Raw genomic sequence first — 17,987 nt, 5'->3', positions numbered from 1 at the left:
ATCGATTCCTCTCCGGTACGCCGGGTCACGGCGCCAGCTTGCGCACCGCGGACACCGCGGCCTGGTGTCCTTCGACGAGGCGGCCCAGCAGCGCGTCCGTCCCGGCGTCGGGACGGGCCTGCTCGGCGTGCCCGGCCCGCCACTCCAGCAGCCGCCTGGCACCGGCCGGCCAGGTGATCACCGGCCGGAACGCCGGGACGAACCGCTTGATCTTGCTGTTGTCGAACACCGCGCTGTGCGACAGGTCGCCGACGATCAGGCTGGACCAGAACCAGTCGGGAGCCACGATCGGCAGGAACTCCGAAGGCAGGTGCAGCAGCCGCGCCTCGGTCCCCGCCGTCTTCGCGATGACGTCGTAGATCTCGTTCCAGGTGAGCACCTCGTCGGAGGTGATGTGGAAGTCCTCGCCGATCGCCGGCCAGTTCCCGGCCAGGCCGACCAGGCCCACGGCGAAGTCCGACGCGTGCGTCAGCGTCCACAGGCTGGTGCCGTCGCCGGGCACGACCAGCTCGTCGCCGCGCACGATCCGGTCCCAGGCCGTCCAGTCGCCGGGCAGCGGCGGGCGGGCGTCGTCGTAGGTGTGCGAGGGCCGCACGATGGTGACGGGGAAGCCACGCTCCTCGTACGCGCGCCGCAGGACGTCCTCGGCGGCGATCTTGTCCTGGGAGTAGGCCGAGTAGGGGTTGTACCGGGTGGTCGACTCGACGAACGGCACCTTCCGCACCGGCTTGTGGTACATCGAGGCGGTGCTGATGTGGATGTACTGGCCGATCCGGCCCGCCAGCAGGTCCACCCAGGCCGCCGCGTCCTCGGCGCCGTAGCTGAGGAAGTTGATCACGACGTCGTACGAGGAGCCGCCGAGGGCGGCGCGCATCGACTCCGGGTCGTGGACGTCGCCGGTGACGGTGGTGACGCCGTCGGGCAGCGGCCGGACACCGGCGGTGCGGCCGCGGTTCAGCACGTGCACGTCCATGCCCTGGCGTACCGACTCGGCCACGCAGGACGAGCTGATCGTGCCGGTGCCGCCGATGTAGAGAACCTTCACTACGAGTCTCCGGAATCTGTGGGTCCTGACGCGCCCGGATCGGGATCCGAATCGCGTCGAAACGTTTCGAAAATGTCTCCGAAACTTCTACAGCTCATTCACAACGTAGAGCCGGATGTCGAAGCACGTCAAGGGACCCGGCCCATCGAGATTCCCCGGCTCCAGCCGTGTCTCCGCCGGTCAGAGCGCTTCCGGCGGGGACCGAACCCGGGGTGGGGAGTTTCGATGAAGTGTCCGGGTCTGCGACACTGCATCGACGACTCACCCGCAGCCATCGACACCATCGGGAAAGCGAGGCCGGCCGTGAACATCGCGGTGACAGGGGCGAACGGCAAAGCAGGGCGCGCCGTGGTCCAGGATCTGCTCGCCCACGGGCACGACGTCCGCGCCGTCGACGTGACCGGCGCGCCCGGCGACCGCGGCCCCTTCTACGAGGAGCTGGGCACCTCGCTGATGCGCGCCGACCTGACGGACTACGGCGACACCGTCGACGCGCTGACCGGCATGGACGCCGTCGTCCACCTCGCCGCCATCCCCGCGCCCGGCTTCGCCCCCGAGGCCCGCACGTTCACCGACAACACGGCCATGAACAGCAACGTCTTCCTGGCCGCGGCCAAGCTCGGCCTGCGCAGGGTCGTGTGGACGTCGAGCGAGACCACGCTCGGATTCCCGTTCGGGCCGCAGGCCCCGCCGCGCTACCTGCCCGTGGACGAGGCGCACTACCCGCATCCGCACTCGGCGTACGCGCTGTCGAAGGTCATCGGCGAGACGCTGGCCGAGCACGTCTCGGCGTGGTCCGGCATCCCGATCGTCGGCCTGCGGCTGTCGAACGTGCACGACGCCGCCGACTACCGCAAGCTCCCGTCCTGCTGGGAGGACCCGCTGGCGCGGGCGTTCAACCTGTGGAGCTACGTGGACGTCCGCGACGCCGCGCTGGCCTGCCGCCTGGCGCTGTCCGCCGAGGTCACGGGCGCGCCCGCGTACGTGATCGCCGCGCGTGACACGCTCATGGACCGGCCCTCGGCCGAGCTGGCCGAGTCGATGTTCCCGGGTGTGCCGTCGCGCCGTCCCCTGGAGGGGTACGAGAGCCTGCTGAGCAGCGCGAAGGCGCGCGAAGAGCTGGGCTACGAACCCCGCCACACCTGGCGCGAAGCCCTCGGCATCCCCCAGCCCTGACCCGCGAGCCCCTGCCCCGAGCACATCGGGCCCCCGAGAGCCCTGACCCGCATCCCGCAAGCCCCTGATCTGCCTGCCTACCTGCGCCGGCGTGCGGCCCGTGCCCGCGCCGGCGGCGGTCGCCACGGCGCGGTGCTCTCCCGCACCACCAGCCGGGTGGACAGCTCAAGGCGCGGCGGCGGCTCGCCCGGCGCGTGCGCGCGCTCCAGCACGTCGCGCACGGCGAGCACGGCCATCTCGGCGAGCGGCTGCCTGACCGTGGTCAGCCGCGGCGTCACCCACTCGCACATGTCGACGTCGTCGAACCCGACCACGCTGAGGTCGGCGGGGATGCGCAGACCTCTGGCGCGGGCCTCGTCGTACACGCCCATGGCCTGCTGGTCGGACCCGGCGAAGACGGCGGTGGGCGGGTCGGGCAGGTCGAGCAGCTCGGCCGCGCCGCGGCGGCCGCCCCCGGCGTAGAAGTCGCCCCGCCGCACCAGGTCCTCGTCGGGCGACAGCCCGGCCCGGCCGAGCGCGGCGCGGTAGCCGTCGAGACGTTCCAGGCCGCACGGCACGTCGTCAGGGCCGGTGATCATGCCGATCCGCCGGTGCCCGAGGCCGGTCAGGTGCTCGGTGGCCGCGAAGCCGCCCGCCCAGTTGGTGGCCCCGATCGCGGGAACGTCGTGGTCGTAGCCGCCCATCTGGTCGATCACGACGACCGGCGCGTCGATCGAGCGCAGCCGCTCGGCGGCGATCAGGCGGGTGCGGCTGGACAGCACGAGGACCACGCCGTCGGTGCGCCGCGAGGCGAGGCTCCTGAACCACTCGCGCGGGTGGGCCTGACGGTCGTGGGTGACGGTCAGGACCAGGCGGGCGCCCAGCCGGTACGCCTCGTGCTCGGCGCCGCGCAGCAGCTCACAGGCCCACGCGGTGTCGAGCTCGGTGATCACGAAGTCCACCAGCCCGGCCCGGCCGGGCTCCGACCTGCCGCGGCGCCGGTAGCCGGTCGCGGCCAGGGCGTCCTCCACCCGGCGCCGGGTCCGCGGGCCGACCGCGTCACGCCCGTTGAGCACCTTGCTCACGGTCGGCGCGGACACGCCCGCCGCGCGGGCGACCATCGCGATCGTGACCCGGTCGCCGCCGCGCCGCGTCACGTGCCGCGCCTGCTTCCGCCCGCCGGTGTCCTCGTGCTCGGTCGCCACGACACCTCTCATCATTCTCAGGCTCGAAGATTCGGAAACTTTCTTCCACCGTAGCATCGCCGTCGGCAGCGCCGAGAGTCCCGCCGAAGTGTGAATAATCCCAGGTAGAGTGGATGATCGCCGGATCTCTTCGCGGCGACGCCGCCCTGTACGTCCGTCGCCATCTCGCCGAAACGAGCGTCTGTGTCCGTGCGTTCTTCGAAACTTCTCGGAAACGAATTCGAGTGAGGTTCTTGACACTGTACGTCGTCCGGTGTTTCGCTGCTCACGAGCACAGACCCTTTTTCGAAACTTTCTGATACCGCAGAGCCCCCGGCCTCGTCGTCCGGCCGCTCTGTCTCCCCCGAGCCCGAGCCCGACCCGCGTCGTTTCCCCGGCGGGTGGCCCGGCGTCGAAACGACCCGTACGTGCCATCACGTGCAAGGAGAGATCACATGCTGGGATCCCCTCGACCCAGGAATCGCCGCCTCCGCAGAACCGCGGCCCTGTTCGTGGCCACCGGGCTGGCGCTCGCCGGGTGCGCGGGCGGAGTTTCGACCGAGACCGCGGACAAGGGCGCGGCCGACTCGGGCGAGATCACCTGGTGGGGGTGGACGCCCGACGCCGCGCCCGCCGAAACGTACATCAAGGCGTTCAACAAGGCGTATCCGAAGATCAAGGTCACCTTCAAGAAGCTGACCATCGACGGCTACGACGCCGCCATCCGGCCCGCGCTGGCTTCGACCGTCGGCCCCGACGTCTTCGCCGTCGCGCCGGGAGCGGCCAACGGCGCGGTCGGCATCTACGGGGTCAACGCCGTCGACCTCAAGCCCGCCGTGGAGAAGGCCCTGGGAGCGGACTGGGAGTCCAAGCTGGCCCCGATCGGGGTGTCGAGCCTGACCACGGACGGCAAGCTCGCCGGCCTGTCGGTCGGCTCGGTCTTCGCCGGCCCGGTCTGGGTCAACAAGGACCTGTTCGACAAGTACCAGCTGACGCCGCCGAAGACGTACGACGAGTGGAAGAAGGTCTGCGCGACCTTCAAGTCCCACGACGTCGGCTGCTTCGTGCAGGGCGCCGGCCAGCCCGCGTTCAACGAGGACACGCTGCAGGCGATCACCGACAACGTCAAGCCCGGCGTGTGGGAGAAGGCGCTCAAGGGCGAGGTCTCCTGGACCGACCCGGCCATCGTGCGGGCGCTGAGCATCTGGAAGAAGCTGTTCGACGACGGGATCATGCAGGAGGGCGCGCTCGGCGTGCAGCAGTACCCGGACGCCAACAACGGCTTCATGTCCGGCAAGTACGCCATGGTGATGATGGGCACCTGGTACATGCAGTACTCCACGGTCGAGGGCAGCACGAACGCCATCTCAGGAGCCGGCGTCGCCAACCCGAAGCCGTTCACCCAGCTCCCGATCCCGTTCCCCGACGTGGCCGGCACCGGCAACGTCGGCGCCCTCTACGGCGACGCGGACTTCGGGCTGGCCGTGAACAAGCGATCCAAGTCCATCGCCGCCGCCACCACCTTCGTCACCTGGCTCGGCACCTCGCAGGAGGGCCAGCAGGCCGTGGCCGACATCCTCAACGACATCCCCGCGCTGACCACCGCCCAGCCGAACTGGGACGCCGTCAAGCTGGTCAACCCGGAGGTGCAGCGGCCGGCGCTGGAGAAGCTGATCACCGACGCGGGCAAGTCGAGCGAACCCCGGCTGGCGACGGTGAGCGCCGACCTGCAGACCGCGATCGGGGTCGCCTCCACCACCGTGGCCGCCGGGCAGGCCACGCCGGAACAGGCCGCGAAGACCCTGCAGAGCACCGCCGAGAAGATCAAGTAGCCGCGCGGGAAGCTCATGACCTCCATCACCGAAACCCGGCCCCCGTCCGCCACGACTCCCACGGCCCGCCGGAACAGGAAGAACCTGCGTCCCTCCGGCCTGCCGTGGATCTCCCCGGCCTTCGTGCTCGTCGTCGGCCTCATCTACTACTGCATCATCGAGACCGGTTACCTCTCGACGCTCGACTGGGACGGCACGAGCCCGACCCCGACCCCGGTGGGGGCGCAGAACTACACCGAGATCCTGGCCGACCCGGTGTTCTGGCTCGCCCTCTGGCACACGGTGCTGTTCTTCGTGGTCACGTTCACCGTGCAGACCCTCATCGGGTTCGTCTTCGCGGCGGTGCTGCACTCGAAGATCAGGCTCACCGCCGTCTACAAGGTGCTCGTGTTCACCCCGGTCGTCATCGCGCCGGCCACGATGGCGCCGGTGTTCCGGCAGATGTTCGCCGCCGACGGCCAGCTCAACTGGACACTGGAGCACATCGGGCTCGGCTTCCTGGCCCAGCCGTGGCTGGCCCAGTCGAGCACGGCGATGCCGGTCATCATGTTCATCACCGTCTGGGAGTTCACCGGCCTGACCTTCGTCCTCTACTACGCGGCGATGGGGCAGATCGACCCCGAGGTCCTGGAGGCGGCCCGCACCGACGGCGCGGGCAACCTGCGGATCCTGGTCAGCATCGTCTGGCCCGGCGTCAGGGGGACCACGGTGGCCCTCGCCATGCTCGGCGTGATCGGGGCGCTCAAGACGTTCGACGTGCCGTACCTGGTGACGATCGGCGGGCCCAACTACAGCACCGAGTTCCTCGGCACCTACATCTACCGGGTGAGCATCCCGCAGGCGCACGTCGGCTACGGGGCGGCCCTGTCGGTGATGCTGCTCGTCCTGGCGCTGCTCGGCGCGATCGCCGTCGCCGCCCGTGCCAACAGGAAGGACCGTGAGCCCGGTGTTTGAGGCCCGTCGCCGCTCGACGCGGCTGCTGCTCCAGCTCGTCGCCACCCTGATGATCATCCCGTACGTGTTCCCCCTGGTCGCCATGGTCCAGGGGTCGCTGGCGGGCGAGGGGCTGGGCAACTACCAGGCGGTGTTCTCGGTCGGCGCGGTCGGGACGTTCTTCAGGAACAGCGCGATCATCGCCGTCTCGACGATCGTGATCGTGTACGTGCTGACCATGCTGGCCGCGTTCGGCTTCTCCAAGCTGCGCATCCGCGCCAAGGAGGTCTACTTCTGGCTGATCCTGGCCGCGCTCACGCTGCCCGAGGTCGTCCTGCTCACGCCGCTGTTCGCGACCACCCTGGCCCTCGGCGTGTACGACACGTACTGGGCGGTCGTGCTGCCGCTGGCGGCGCTGCAGATCCCCTTCGCCGTGCTGCTCACCCGCAAGTTCATCGACGGGGTGCCCGACTCGCTGTTCGACGCGGCGCGGGTCGACGGCGCCGGCGTCTTCACGGCCTTCCGTTACATCGTGCTGCCGATGACGCGGCCGATCGGCGCGGCGATCGTCGTGCTGACGCTGATCGGGGCGTGGAACTCGTACCTGCTGCCGCTGGTCCTCATCCAGGACCCGGCCAAGCAGACGATCACGCTGCTGCCGCAGTTCTTCGTCAGCCAGTTCAGCAACGACCAGACCAAGGTCCTGGCCAGCGCGGTGATCACCGCGATCCCCGAGATCGCGGCCTATCTCTGCCTGCAGGGACTGTTCGAGCGCGGCCTGGCGGCCGGCGCGCTGAAGTAGGAGAGGGCATGACGTTTCTGCGCACAGAGGGCCGCCGGTTCGTCGACGAGAGCGGCGCCACCGTACGCCTGCGCGGCGTCGCCGTGGGCGGCTGGCTCAACATGGAGAACTTCATCACCGGCTATTCCGGCAACGAGTCGCTGATGCGCGCCACCGTTCGCGCCGTGCTCGGCGAGGAGCGCTACGAGCTCTTCTTCGACCGGCTGCTGAGCGCGTTCTTCGCCGACGCCGACGCGGAACTGCTGGCCGGGGCCGGTCTGAACTGCGTCCGGATCCCGGTCAACTACCACCATTTCGAGGACGACCGCGCGCCGTTCGTGTTCAAGGAGGACGGGTTCCGGCACCTCGACCGGGCCGTCGAGGCGTGCGCGCGGCACGGCGTCTACTCGGTCATCGATCTGCACGCGCTGCCGGGCGGGCAGAACCACCACTGGCACTCCGACAACCCCACGCACCGGGCCGCGTTCTGGGAGCATCCGCACTTCCAGGACCGGGTGGTGGCCATGTGGGAGCACATCGCCGACCACTACAAGGACAACCCGTGGGTGGCCGGGTACAACCCGATCAACGAGCCGGCGGACGAGTCGCGGGAGGTGGTCGGGCCCTTCTACCGCCGCCTGGTCGAGGCCATCAGGAAGGTGGACGACCGCCACATCCTGTTCCTCGACGGCAACACGTACTCGACGGAGTTCGACGTCTTCGCCGAGCCGTGGGAGAACACCGTCTACGTCTGCCACGACTACGCCGCCCCCGGCCTGGGCCGCGGCGGGGACTACCCGGGTGTCACCGACGGCCGGCACTACGACAGGGCGGCGCTGGAGGCCAAGTACGCCGACCGCACCGCGTACTGCCGCCGGACCGGGACGCCGGTCTGGGTGGGGGAGTTCGGCCCCATCTACACCGGTGACGAGCGGGTGGACGCCATGCGCCGGCGGCTCCTCGACGACCAGCTCGACATCTACCGCCGGGACGGGGCCGGCTGGTCCATCTGGATGTACAAGGACCTCGGCCGGCAGGGCGTGGTCATGGTCCGGCCGGACTCGGCGTACCTGACCCGGTTCGGCGACTTCGTGGCGAAGAAGAACCGGCTGGGCGCCGACCAGTGGGGCAGCGACGGCCGGGGCGTCGCGGAGGTGACCGAGCCGTTCCAGGAGCTGATCGCGCGCGAGGTCCCCGGCTTCGATCCCTACCCGTGGGGCCGTTTCGACTGGGTCAGGACGCTCATCCTGAACATCGCGGTCGCCCAGCCGCTGGCGTACGAGTACGCCGAGCTGTTCCGCGGGCTCGGCGACGACGACCTGATCGCCCTCGCCGACTCGTTCGCCCTCGCCAACTGCGACATCCGCACCCCGCTCCTCGACCAGCTCAGGACCGGCTGACCCGATCGGCGGGCACCGGGCGGGCGACCGCCGTCAGGCGGGCCGCCACGCCGGCCAGGTCCAGTCCGTTGGCCTGCTCGACCCGGGCGACTGTCTCGGCGGGCAGCGCGGCGACGCCGTTGAGCGCGCCCGCGACGGCCGCCGCCATGCAGCCCACCGTGTCGGAGTCGCCGCCGGCGGTGGCCGCCGCGACCGCGGTCTGGAACGGGTCGCCGCCGGCCGCCACGAGCAGGCCGATGGCGGCCGGGCACGCCTCGGCCGCGGGCAGCCCGGTGCCGATGACGGCGGCGATCCGTTCGATGGCGTCGTCCAGGTCGCGCGACTGCACCGCGAGCGTGACCGCGAGGTCGATCCGCTCGGCGACCGACGGCCCGGGGACGTGCCGGCCCTGCTCGGAGCCCAGCCGCTCGCCGAGCTCCGCGCCGTGCCGCGCGGCCCGGACGACCTGGAACAGGTCGGCGCCGTCCACGCACGCCGCGGCGGTGGCGGCGGCGATGGCCGCGGCTCCGGCGACGCCGATGTTCGTGTGGTGGCTGGGCACGCACGTCAGGTGCGCGGCGCGCACCGCGCCCTCGATGTCGCCGGGGTGCACCAGGCCGGCGGGGGCGACCCGCATGGCGCCGCCGTTGCTGGCGCCCTCGCTCATGATGCGGCCCGACCGGCCGACCTCCCAGGGGTCCTCGCCGGCCTTGAGCCGCTCGATCGCCCGCCGGGTGGTGGGTCCGGCGAAGTGGGGGAAGTAGTCGGGGTTGCCGGACCAGCCGATCAGCAGGTCGGCCATGACCTCGGGGGTGACGTCCCCGTCGTGCGCGATGAACGCCTCGGCCAGCAGCAGCATCTGGCTGGAGTCGTCGGTGATCTGGGCCGGCCCGCGCCCGACCGCGTACGGCGCGTCGGGCAGCGGCGCGTGGAAGCTCTCCACCCGGTGCCCGAACAGCCGCCGGATCTCCGGGATGGAGCGTTCCTCGGTGGGGGCGCCGAGGGCGTCGGCGATGCAGGCGGCGGCCAGGCTGCCGTGGATGCGGTCCAGAAGAGTGATCATCAGAATCCTTGCAGGGGAGGAGCGGCGTCGAGAGTGACGTTCCGCACGAGAGAATCGATGCCGGTCCCGGCATCGAGATAGGCGCGTGAGCCGAGATGCCCGACGCAGTGCGAGGCCGCGGCGACCCCGGCGCGCAGGCTGTCGGCCAGGGACCGCCCGCGGATCCAGGACCCGGTGAACGCCCCGGCCAGCGTGTCGCCCGCGCCGGTGGTGTCCACGACCTCGATCTCCGGCCCGCGCGCCGACCAGCTCTGCCCAGGGGCGAAGCAGAGGGCGCCGGCCCGCCCCCTGGTCACCACGACGGCCCCGGCGCCGGCCGCGAGCAGCAGCGCGGCGCAGCGCGCGGGGTCGCCGCCGGCCAGCACGTCGGCGGCGCGCTGGTTGCAGAAGACGAGGTCGCTGAGCCGGGCCAGCTCCCGCACCTGGTCGAGCCGGCCGGCGACCGCGTCGGGCTCCAGGTCCACGGCCACCTTCGCGCCGCCCGCCCCGGCCCGTCCGGCCAGGGCGATGGCCCAGTCGAGGTCGTCCGCCAGCGGCGCGACCAGCCGCGCCGTGCGCAGCAACTCGTCGGAGATCTGGCCGACGGCCGGGATCTTCACCTCGGTCACCGCACCGACCAGGGACTTCTCGCCGCTGGGGTCGAGCTGGATCACGCAGAACCAGGTGTGCCCGCCGGGTACGGTGACGCTGGCGGAGACGTCCACGCCCTGGGCCGCGAGCCGGTCGAGGGCCTGCCGGCCGAGGTCGTCCGCGCCCACCGCCGTGGCCAGCGCCGCCCTGGCCCCGGCGAAGCTCGCGGCGGCGGCCAGGTTGGCGCTCATGCCGCCGCCGTGCACACCGGCCAGCCGGCCGATCGCCTTGTCGTCGGCCACCGCGATGTGCGGCACGTGCACGAAGTAGTCGACGCTGGCATCACCGACGGCCAGCACATCCACGGGCCGGTCGTCCACGGGCCGGTCGTCCGAGGCCCGTTCGTTGACGGGCCGGTCGTTCTGGGTCGTCATCCGGCGGCCTTCCTGCCGATCAGGTTGTTCAGCAGGGCCGCGCCGACGAGGACCAGGCCGAGGATGCCGGTCTGCACGGAGTTGCCGACCTGCGCCAGCTGCAGCCCCCACGACAGCACGACCACGACGGCGAGCGCCAGCAGGACTCCGCTGAGGTGCCCCCGGCCGCCGAAGATGTCGATGCCGCCGAGCACCGCGATGGTGATCGCCTGCAGCTCCATGCCGGTGCCCGCGCTGGGCCTGGCGGTGAGCAGCCACGCGTTGGTCACCACGGCGCCGAGCGCGGCCAGCGCGCCCGACAGGACGTAGAGCCGGAACCGCAGCCGCCGCACGTCGATCCCGGCCAGCCCCGCGGCCCGGTCGCTGGTGCCGGCCTGGTGCAGGCGGCGGCCGAACGCCGTGCGGTTCTGCGCCCAGATGGCCAGCGCGTACATCGGCGCCAGGACCAGGAGCACCTGGGTGGGGACGCCGAGGATCGCGCTCTGCCCCAGCGCGGGGAAGCCGCCTCCGTCGAACCCGCCGAGCTGGCCGCCGCCTGTCAGCACCTGCGCGAGGGCGCCGTACAGGAAGAGCGTGCTCAGCGTGACGATGAGCGGAGGCAGGCCGAGCCGGGCGATCATGAAGCCGTTCACCGAGCCGAGCAGGCCGCCGAAGACGACGGTGACCAGCGCGGCCACCCACGGGCTGAGCCCGGCGTTCTGCGCGAGCAGCCCCATGACGATGCCCGACAGGCTCAGCACCGACCCCACGGACAGGTCGATGCCGCCCCTGCCGCCCAGGATGACGAACGCCTGGCCGAGGGCCAGCAGGCCGATGACCGCGCCGTACTGCGTCATCGCCAGGAGGTTGCCCACCTGGAGGAAGTACGGCGACAGCACGCTCATCAGGGCACCGAGCGCGACGACGAGCACCGCGAGGAACACCCGGCGGTCGCTCAGCCGGTCGCGCAGCGAGCGCCTGGCCACGGCTGTCGTTGTCATTTCCGCGCTCCGATCCGCTTGTCGAGGGTGCGTCTGGTCAGGACGTCGAAGGCCACCGCGAGGGCGACGGCCAGGCCGACCAGCACCCCGTTCCACAGCGGAGGCACGCCCATGAGGACGACTCCGTTCTGCAGCAGCGCGATGAAGACCAGGCCGCCGAGGGTGCGCAGCACGCCGCCCTCGCCGCCCAGGATGCTGGTGCCGCCGACGACCACGGCGGCGATGGCGGGCAGGGTCAGCTCCTGCCCGGCGGTGGCCTGCACCACGCCGACCCGGCCCACGTAGATCAGGGCCGCGATGCCGACGAGTGCTCCCACCAGCACGTACGCCACGAACGAGGTGCGGCCGACGGGCACGCCCAGCAGCCGCGCGCCCTCGGCGTCGTTGCCGATGGCGAACAGCCGCCGGCCGAACACGCGGTGACGCAGGACGTACGCGAAGATCCCGAACACCACCAGGACGACCACGCCGACCAGCGGGAAGCCGCCCGCCCGCGCGGGACCGAGCACCGGCACGACGGGCCCGGCGAAGACGTCGGTGCTGTTCCACAGGACGAACAGCACGGTCTTGAAGACGGCGGCGGTGCCCAGCGTGGCGATGATGGGGGAGATCCGCCCGCCGACGATCAGCCCGGCGTTGACCGCGCCGAGCAGCCCGCCGAGCAGCACCGAGGCCAGCACCACGAGCAGCGGCGGCAGGCCGGCCACGAACAGGGAGGCGCCGACCCAGGCGACCACGCCCAGCATCGGGCCGACCGACACGTCGATCCCGGCCAGCAGCACGACCAGCGTCATCCCGGCCGCCAGCAGGGCCAGGTCGGCCGAGTTGATCACCACGTTGGCGAGGTTGGAGGCGGACAGGAAGTCGGGGGCGGCCAGGCCGAAGAAGATCACCTCGGCGACGAGGAGGATCGGCAGCAGCGCGTCGCGCAGCAGGGTCAGCAGGCGCGGCGACGGGGCCGTCACGGCAGACACGGCGCTCACCGGTTCACTCCCATCGTGGCGCGCAGCACGGCGTCCTCGGTCAGGTCGTCACCGTGCAGCTCGGCGGCCATCCGGCCCTCGCGCATGACGTAGACGCGGTCGGAGACGGCCAGCAGCTCCGGCAGGTCGCTGGAGATGACCAGCACCGCCGTGCCCTCGCGGGCGACCTCCACCAGCCGCTGCTGGATGTCGGTCTTGGTGGCCACGTCGATGCCGCGGGTCGGCTCGTCGAGGATGAGGATCTCCGGGCCGGTGACGAGCTGCCGGGCGAAGAGCACCTTCTGCTGGTGCCCGCCGGACAGGCCGGTGACGGGGAAGTCGAGCGTCGGGGCCTTGATCCGCAGCGAGCGCACCCACGTGGAGGCGAGCTCGCGCTCCTTGGCCCGCCGGATGACGCCGAAGCGTCCCAGCAGGGCGGGCAGCAGGACGGCGGTGAGGTTGCTCATCGTGTCCATGCCGGGGAAGAGGCCCTGCGTCTTCCTGTCCTCGGGCAGGTAGGCGATGCCGCGCGCCATGGCGTCGCGCGGGCTCTTCGGCGCGTACGGCTCGCCGCGCACCCGCATCGATCCGGCCGTGGGGCGCAGCATGCCGAAGACGGTCAGGGCCAGCTCCGTCCGCCCGGCGCCGACGAGCCCGTACAGGCCGACGACCTCGCTCTCGCGCACGGTCAGGCCGACGCCGGACAGCGAGCCCGGCACCGTGATCCCGTCCGCCTCCAGCACCACGGGGCCGGGGTCGGCGACCGACCGGCTGATCGTGGCGTTGACCGGGCGGCCGGACATCATCTCCAGGATCCGGTCGTGGTCGGCCGCGGCGGCGGGCAGGTCGCCGGCCAGGCGCCCGTCCTTGAGCACGATGAACCGGTCCGCGACGTGCTCCAGCTCCTCGAAGCGGTGGGTGATGTAGAGGATGGCCACGCCCGCCTCCGAGAGCCGCTGGACCACGCGGAAGAGCCGGCGGGCCTCGGCGTCGGTCAGGATCGAGGTGGGCTCGTCCAGGATCAGCACCTTGGCGTCGACGTCCACGGCCCTGGCGATCAGGGCGAGCTGCTGCTCGGCCAGGCTGAGCGCGTCCATCCGCCGGTTCAGCAGCTCCACGGGCAGGCCGAGCCGCCCGAACAGCTCCACGCCGCGCGTGCGCATCTCGCCCCAGTCGACCTGGGTCAGGCGGTCGCGCGGCTCGCGGCCGACGAAGAGGTTCTCCAGCACGGAAAGCCGCGGGAAGAACGACGGCTCCTGGTAGACGACGCTGACGCCGGCGGCCAGCGCGGCGCCGGGCGAGGCGGGCCGGTGCGGCTCGCCGTCGAGCGTCATCTCACCGGCGTCCGGCCGGTGCACGCCGGCGATGAGCTTGATCAGGGTGGACTTGCCGGCGCCGTTCTCGCCGAGCAGGGCCAGCCGCTCTCCGGCCGCCAGCGTGAAGCCGACGTCGGTGAGCGCGGCGGTGGCTCCGAAGCTCTTGGAGAGCCCGGTCACCGAGAGGATCGTCCGCACGTCGCTCCTAGTAGTCGAACTGCGCGATGTTCGACTTGGTGAAGACCATCGGCGGGCCCAGCACCAGAGTCTTGTCGCCGGCGTCGTACTTCACCGGCTGCTTGAGCCCCGGCACGGTGTTGTCCGCGGCGATCTGCTTGCCGTCCAGGAGCTGCTTCATCGCCCAGACGGTCAGGATGCCGAGCTGCGGCACGTCCCACAGGACCGTGGAGGTCATCGCGCCCGACTCGACGTACGTGCGCGCGGTCTTGGGCGAGCCGAAACCGGAGACGGCGATCTGCCCGGCCTTGCCGGCGTTCTGGACGGCCTGCGCCACGCCGGGCACCGCCGTCGAGGGCACCGCGACGAGCCCCTTGAGGTCGGGGTTGGCGGTCATGAGGTCCTGCGCCTCCTTCAGCGCCTGCGCGGTGTCGGTGGTGTAGCGCACCCCGCCCACGAGCTGCATCTTCGGGTACGCGGCCTCCTGCCGCTCGCGCGCCTCGGCCACCCAGCTGTTGAACGTCTGGGTGTCGGCGGCGCCGGAGACGATGCCGTACTTGCCCTGGCCGCCCATCTTCGCGGCGATCTGGTCCATGACGGTCGCGCCGAGCGCGGCGTCGGTGGCCTGCTGCACGAAGACCTGGCGCTCGCTGTCGGGCGCGTCGGCGTCGGAGGTGATGACCACGATGCCCTTCTTCCGCGCCGCCGCGATGGCGGGGTTCATCGAGCGGGGGTCGAGCGGGGAGACCGCGATCGCGGCGTAGCCCTGCTGGACCAGGCTGTTGAAGATGCGGACCTGCTCGGTCGCGTCCGCGGTGGCGGGACCCGCCTGCGTGTAGGACATGCCGAGCGACTTCGCCGTCTCCGTGGCGCCCTGCTTGAAGGCGGAGAAGTAGGGGACCCCCTCCACCTGGGAGACGAAGGCGACCTTCTTGCCCCCGTCGCCGCCGCCACCGCCGTCCGGAGCGGCGCTCGGGCTCGCCGAACCGCCCACCGTCGAGCAGGCCGCCAGCGCGAACGCTGACAGGGTGGCCACGATCCCGGCCTTGATGTTTCGCATATCGCATCCTCACGAGACGACTGACTGGTCACGAAGGCGCGCCCCGTGCCGCCTGTGGCCCCAGGCTAGAAATCAGTACCTAACAATGTCAAGAGTTGTAGGTACTAATCTGGTTCCTGTAGGTATAAGTTGTGTTGGTCGACTGTTACTGATACTTCGGTCTGCGCCGGCTTTGTGAGCGAGGGGAGACCCGCATGACCAAGCGCCATGCGCACGAGATCGTCGCCGATTCTCTGCGCACGCAGATCCTGGACGGCCGGTACAAACCAGGCGAGCGGCTGCCGTCCGAGGAGGCGCTCACCGACGAGTACGGCGTCAGCAGGAACACCGTCAGAGTGGCGCTCGACCGCCTGGCCGCGGCCAACCTCATCACCCGGCGCCGCGGCTCGGGCAGCTACGTCAACGTGGAGATCGGCATCAGCCACTCGCTCGGCAGCCTGCGCAGCTTCACCACCCTGCTGCGCGACCTGGGCCTTGAGCCGGGCATCACCGGGGTCGAGATCCGCCGCGACCCCGCCCCGCCGCTGGAGATCCTCGGCTTCCTCCCCTCCGAGGCCGTGTGGCTGGTCCGCCGGGTGCGCACGGGCTCCGGCTCCCCCTTCGCGCTGCTCGACTCCTGGCTGCCCGACCGGATCGGCTCCCGCATCGACCCCGAGGTGCTGTCGGAGCGCCAGTCCCTGTACGCCTCCCTCGCCGAGGACCTCGACACCAGGGTCGCCGAGGCCACCGAGAGCATCCACGCCGAGGCCGCCGATGAGCGGGAGGCGGGCGTGCTCGGCGTCCCTGTCGGCAGCCCGCTCATCGTGATCAGGCGGTGGACGTACGACCGGGCGGGCCGGCCGGTCGAGTACACCCGCTCGGCGGCCCGCGGCGACCGCTACCGCTACGTGGTCAAACTGCGCGCTTAGGGGAGATCGAAGGGGGCGGGGTGGTGGCCCGCCCAGATCCGGCGGGACGCCTCTTCGGGGTAGGGCCGCGTGTCCGGCTCGACGTCCAGGACACGGGTGAGGCGCAGGTCCGGCCGGTAGGCGGCCCATCCGGCGTCGCCGGTGGTGACGAAGCGGACCCATGCTCCCTTGAGCTCGCCGGAGACCGCGACGGCCTCGGGGGTGGGTTCGCCGCCGAGGAGTTGCGTGCCGACGGGGCTGTCCAGCGTGCCGAAGGCCAAGGGGATGTCGAGGCTGTGGCAGGCGCCCAGGGCGCCGCCCTGGGCGGGGGCGGTCCAGCACAGTTCGAACAGGTAGGAGGTGCCGCCGGCCGCGGTGTTCGCCTCGGCCAGCCCCTGCGACGGCATGCGGAACAGGGCGTCCGCGTACACCGTCTCCACCAGCTCCTCCGGACCGGCCTGCGGGAACCCGGCACGGTAGGCATCCGCGCCGTGCGGTCGCGGGGCGAGCAGGTCCAGCGCGTCGCGGGCGTGCTGCCCGGTGAACGTGCCCCGGCGTCCGCTCATGACGCTGAACAGCCGGAACTCATCCCGTGCGTGGCCGGCGAGCAGCTCGATCCCGCTCGCCCGCGCGCCGGTCAGCGCGGACCACGGCGTCTCCTGGAGGATCTCCCCGTCGATGACCGGGCACAGGGCGGTGCCGGACTCGGTGATCCGGCCCCAGCGCTCCCGGCAGGCGTGGAGGCCGGCGCCGAAGGCGGTGAGCTCCGCGGCCAGCCGCCAGGGTTCGACGTCACGCAGGGCCGCCGCGGTGGGGGCCGGCGCGCCGACCCGCTCCGCGAACGCGGCGGTGATCTCCCGGGCCAGCGCGGGCGTACTGTGCAGCCCCGGTACGGAGTGGGCGATGGCGCGCCGGAACAGGCCGCGGGCCGGCTTCATCGTGAGCAGGGCGGCGACCGACCCCGCCCCCGCGGACGTCCCGCCCACGGTGACCCGGCCGGGATCGCCGCCGAACGCGGCGATGTTGCGCCGCACCCACTCCAGCGCCGCGATCTGGTCGAGGAACCCGCGGTTGGGCGGCGCGTCGTCGAGGAACGCGAAACCCTCCGCGCCCACGCGGCAGTTGACGCTCACCACGACGAGTCCCGCCTCGGCCAGCGCCGCCGGATCGAACATCGGGTCGTTCGACGCCGCCGACACGTAGCCGCCCACGGGCAGCCACACCAGCACCGGCAGACCCGCCGCGCCCGGGTCCGGGGTGCCCACGTTGAGCGTCAGCCAGTCCGTGCCCCGCGGCGGGCCCGTGTCGATCGGCAGGGACAGCGGCACCGGAGGGCCGAACTCCGTCGCCTGCCTCGTCCCCTCCCAGCGCCGCGGCGGGGCGGGAGCCTGGAAACGCAGCTCCCCCACCGGGGGCCGGGCGTACGGGATGCCGCGGAACACGGCGTGTCCCTCTCGCCAGAGCCCCTGCACCACACCTTCCGTGGTGCGCACCTTCGGCTGTTCCGGCATGACATCCCCTTCCGTCCGGTTGTAGGTCAACTGTATTATGTCAGTTGTATGGGAAAGACATCCGGGAGGGCCGGTCATGCCGAAACAGGTGGATCACCGCGACCGCCGCGAGACGATCGCCCGCGCCCTGTGGCGGGTGGTGGAGCGGCGCGGCGTCAGCCAGCTGACGATGCGCGTGGTGGCGCAGGAGGCGGGCATCTCCCTCGGGCAGTTGCAGCACTACTTCGCCTCGCGGAGCGCCATGCTCTCCTTCGCCATGGACTTCGCCTCCGAGCAGACCTCGCTGCGCGTCGGCCAGGGCCTCGCCCGGCTCGGCGACCGTCCGCACCCGCGTGACGTGCTGCGCGTGACGCTCGCGGAGATGCTCCCCCTGCACGCCGACGCCCGCGCGACCAGCCGGATGAGCGCCGCCTACGTCCTTGAGGCGCTGCACGACGAGGCCGTGCGCGAGCAGGCCCGCCGCGGTCTCGTCCAGGGACGCGCGCTCGTCGGGGAGCTGGTCCGGCAGGCGATCGCCGACGGGGACATCGGCCCCGATCGGGATCCCGCCACCGAGACCAACCTGCTCCTCGCCCTCACCGGTCTGACGCCGCTGCTCGAACTGGGGGTGATCGAGCCAGGCGACGCGCTCACCGCCATCGACGCGCACCTGGAACGGCTGTTCCGCTGACGGGCGGCCGACGTTCGCTCCGACCGGCTGCTTCGCTGTCCGGCGGCC

At 71.7% G+C, this 17,987-nt stretch carries 16 protein-coding genes; 7 read left to right on the top strand and 9 right to left on the bottom strand.

The annotated features are described in order from the left end of the window. Window positions 1-25: 25 nt before the first annotated feature. A complete protein-coding gene (locus OIE67_RS31565; protein ID WP_106245550.1) occupies window positions 26-1,045 on the bottom strand; it encodes an NAD-dependent epimerase/dehydratase family protein in 1,020 nt (339 codons plus the stop codon). 303 nt (window positions 1,046-1,348) lie between these two features. Between OIE67_RS31565 and OIE67_RS31560 the strand changes: the two genes are divergently transcribed. After that, entirely contained in the window at window positions 1,349-2,221 is an 873-nt protein-coding gene (locus OIE67_RS31560; RefSeq protein WP_326627280.1) for an NAD-dependent epimerase/dehydratase family protein, read from the top strand. A 77-nt stretch (window positions 2,222-2,298) separates the two neighbouring features. Here the strand turns inward: OIE67_RS31560 and OIE67_RS31555 are convergent, their stop codons facing one another. Next, on the bottom strand, window positions 2,299-3,405 hold the full coding sequence (locus OIE67_RS31555; protein WP_326627279.1) for a LacI family DNA-binding transcriptional regulator: 1,107 nt from the start codon (window positions 3,403-3,405) through the stop codon (window positions 2,299-2,301). Between the two features lie 434 nt (window positions 3,406-3,839). Between OIE67_RS31555 and OIE67_RS31550 the strand changes: the two genes are divergently transcribed. The 4 genes from OIE67_RS31550 to OIE67_RS31535 are packed head-to-tail and all read left to right on the top strand — an operon-like array spanning window position 3,840 to window position 8,330. Beyond that, window positions 3,840-5,216 (top strand): ABC transporter substrate-binding protein, encoded by a 1,377-nt coding sequence (locus OIE67_RS31550; RefSeq protein ID WP_326627277.1) that lies wholly within the window; start codon window positions 3,840-3,842, stop codon window positions 5,214-5,216. Between the two features lie 15 nt (window positions 5,217-5,231). Further along, complete coding sequence (locus OIE67_RS31545; protein WP_106245546.1) at window positions 5,232-6,170, top strand: carbohydrate ABC transporter permease; 939 nt, start codon at window positions 5,232-5,234, stop codon at window positions 6,168-6,170. After that, a complete protein-coding gene (locus OIE67_RS31540; protein ID WP_219912071.1) occupies window positions 6,154-6,951 on the top strand; it encodes a carbohydrate ABC transporter permease in 798 nt (265 codons plus the stop codon). Before OIE67_RS31545 ends, OIE67_RS31540 begins: the two co-directional genes overlap by 17 nt. A gap of 8 nt (window positions 6,952-6,959) precedes the next feature. Beyond that, complete coding sequence (locus OIE67_RS31535) at window positions 6,960-8,330, top strand: glycoside hydrolase family 5 protein (RefSeq protein WP_326627274.1); 1,371 nt, start codon at window positions 6,960-6,962, stop codon at window positions 8,328-8,330. Here the strand turns inward: OIE67_RS31535 and OIE67_RS31530 are convergent. Genes OIE67_RS31530 through OIE67_RS31505 form a run of 6 tightly spaced genes read right to left on the bottom strand, consistent with a single transcriptional unit; the run spans window position 8,317 to window position 14,871 of the window. Beyond that, a complete protein-coding gene (locus tag OIE67_RS31530) occupies window positions 8,317-9,372 on the bottom strand; it encodes an ADP-ribosylglycohydrolase family protein (RefSeq protein ID WP_326627273.1) in 1,056 nt (351 codons plus the stop codon). The two genes, OIE67_RS31535 and OIE67_RS31530, sit on opposite strands and share 14 nt — an antisense overlap. Continuing rightward, a complete protein-coding gene (locus tag OIE67_RS31525) occupies window positions 9,372-10,376 on the bottom strand; it encodes a carbohydrate kinase family protein (RefSeq protein WP_326627271.1) in 1,005 nt (334 codons plus the stop codon). Before OIE67_RS31525 ends, OIE67_RS31530 begins: the two co-directional genes overlap by 1 nt. After that, on the bottom strand, window positions 10,373-11,356 hold the full coding sequence (locus OIE67_RS31520; protein ID WP_326627269.1) for an ABC transporter permease: 984 nt from the start codon (window positions 11,354-11,356) through the stop codon (window positions 10,373-10,375). The genes OIE67_RS31525 and OIE67_RS31520 overlap by 4 nt, the downstream gene beginning before the upstream one ends. Continuing rightward, complete coding sequence (locus tag OIE67_RS31515) at window positions 11,353-12,339, bottom strand: ABC transporter permease (protein ID WP_106245537.1); 987 nt, start codon at window positions 12,337-12,339, stop codon at window positions 11,353-11,355. Before OIE67_RS31515 ends, OIE67_RS31520 begins: the two co-directional genes overlap by 4 nt. Next, window positions 12,336-13,832, bottom strand: a complete 1,497-nt coding sequence (locus OIE67_RS31510) for a sugar ABC transporter ATP-binding protein (protein ID WP_326627266.1) — start codon at window positions 13,830-13,832, stop codon at window positions 12,336-12,338. Before OIE67_RS31510 ends, OIE67_RS31515 begins: the two co-directional genes overlap by 4 nt. 7 nt (window positions 13,833-13,839) lie before the next feature. Beyond that, on the bottom strand, window positions 13,840-14,871 hold the full coding sequence (locus OIE67_RS31505) for an autoinducer 2 ABC transporter substrate-binding protein (protein ID WP_326627264.1): 1,032 nt from the start codon (window positions 14,869-14,871) through the stop codon (window positions 13,840-13,842). Between the two features lie 194 nt (window positions 14,872-15,065). Here OIE67_RS31505 and OIE67_RS31500 point away from each other — a divergent pair, with 194 nt between their 5' ends. Then, on the top strand, window positions 15,066-15,779 hold the full coding sequence (locus OIE67_RS31500) for a GntR family transcriptional regulator (protein WP_106245532.1): 714 nt from the start codon (window positions 15,066-15,068) through the stop codon (window positions 15,777-15,779). Here the strand turns inward: OIE67_RS31500 and OIE67_RS31495 are convergent. After that, complete coding sequence (locus OIE67_RS31495) at window positions 15,776-17,269, bottom strand: carboxylesterase/lipase family protein (RefSeq protein WP_326627260.1); 1,494 nt, start codon at window positions 17,267-17,269, stop codon at window positions 15,776-15,778. The genes OIE67_RS31500 and OIE67_RS31495 overlap by 4 nt on opposite strands. Before the next feature lie 76 nt (window positions 17,270-17,345). Here OIE67_RS31495 and OIE67_RS31490 point away from each other — a divergent pair, with 76 nt between their 5' ends. Continuing rightward, window positions 17,346-17,939, top strand: a complete 594-nt coding sequence (locus tag OIE67_RS31490; protein WP_326627258.1) for a TetR/AcrR family transcriptional regulator — start codon at window positions 17,346-17,348, stop codon at window positions 17,937-17,939. The last annotated feature ends 48 nt before the right edge of the window (window positions 17,940-17,987 follow it).

Source organism: Nonomuraea fuscirosea (genome assembly GCF_035917475.1).
Classification (GTDB): domain Bacteria; phylum Actinomycetota; class Actinomycetes; order Streptosporangiales; family Streptosporangiaceae; genus Nonomuraea; species Nonomuraea fuscirosea.
This window is presented reverse-complemented; position numbering and strand designations above follow the sequence as displayed.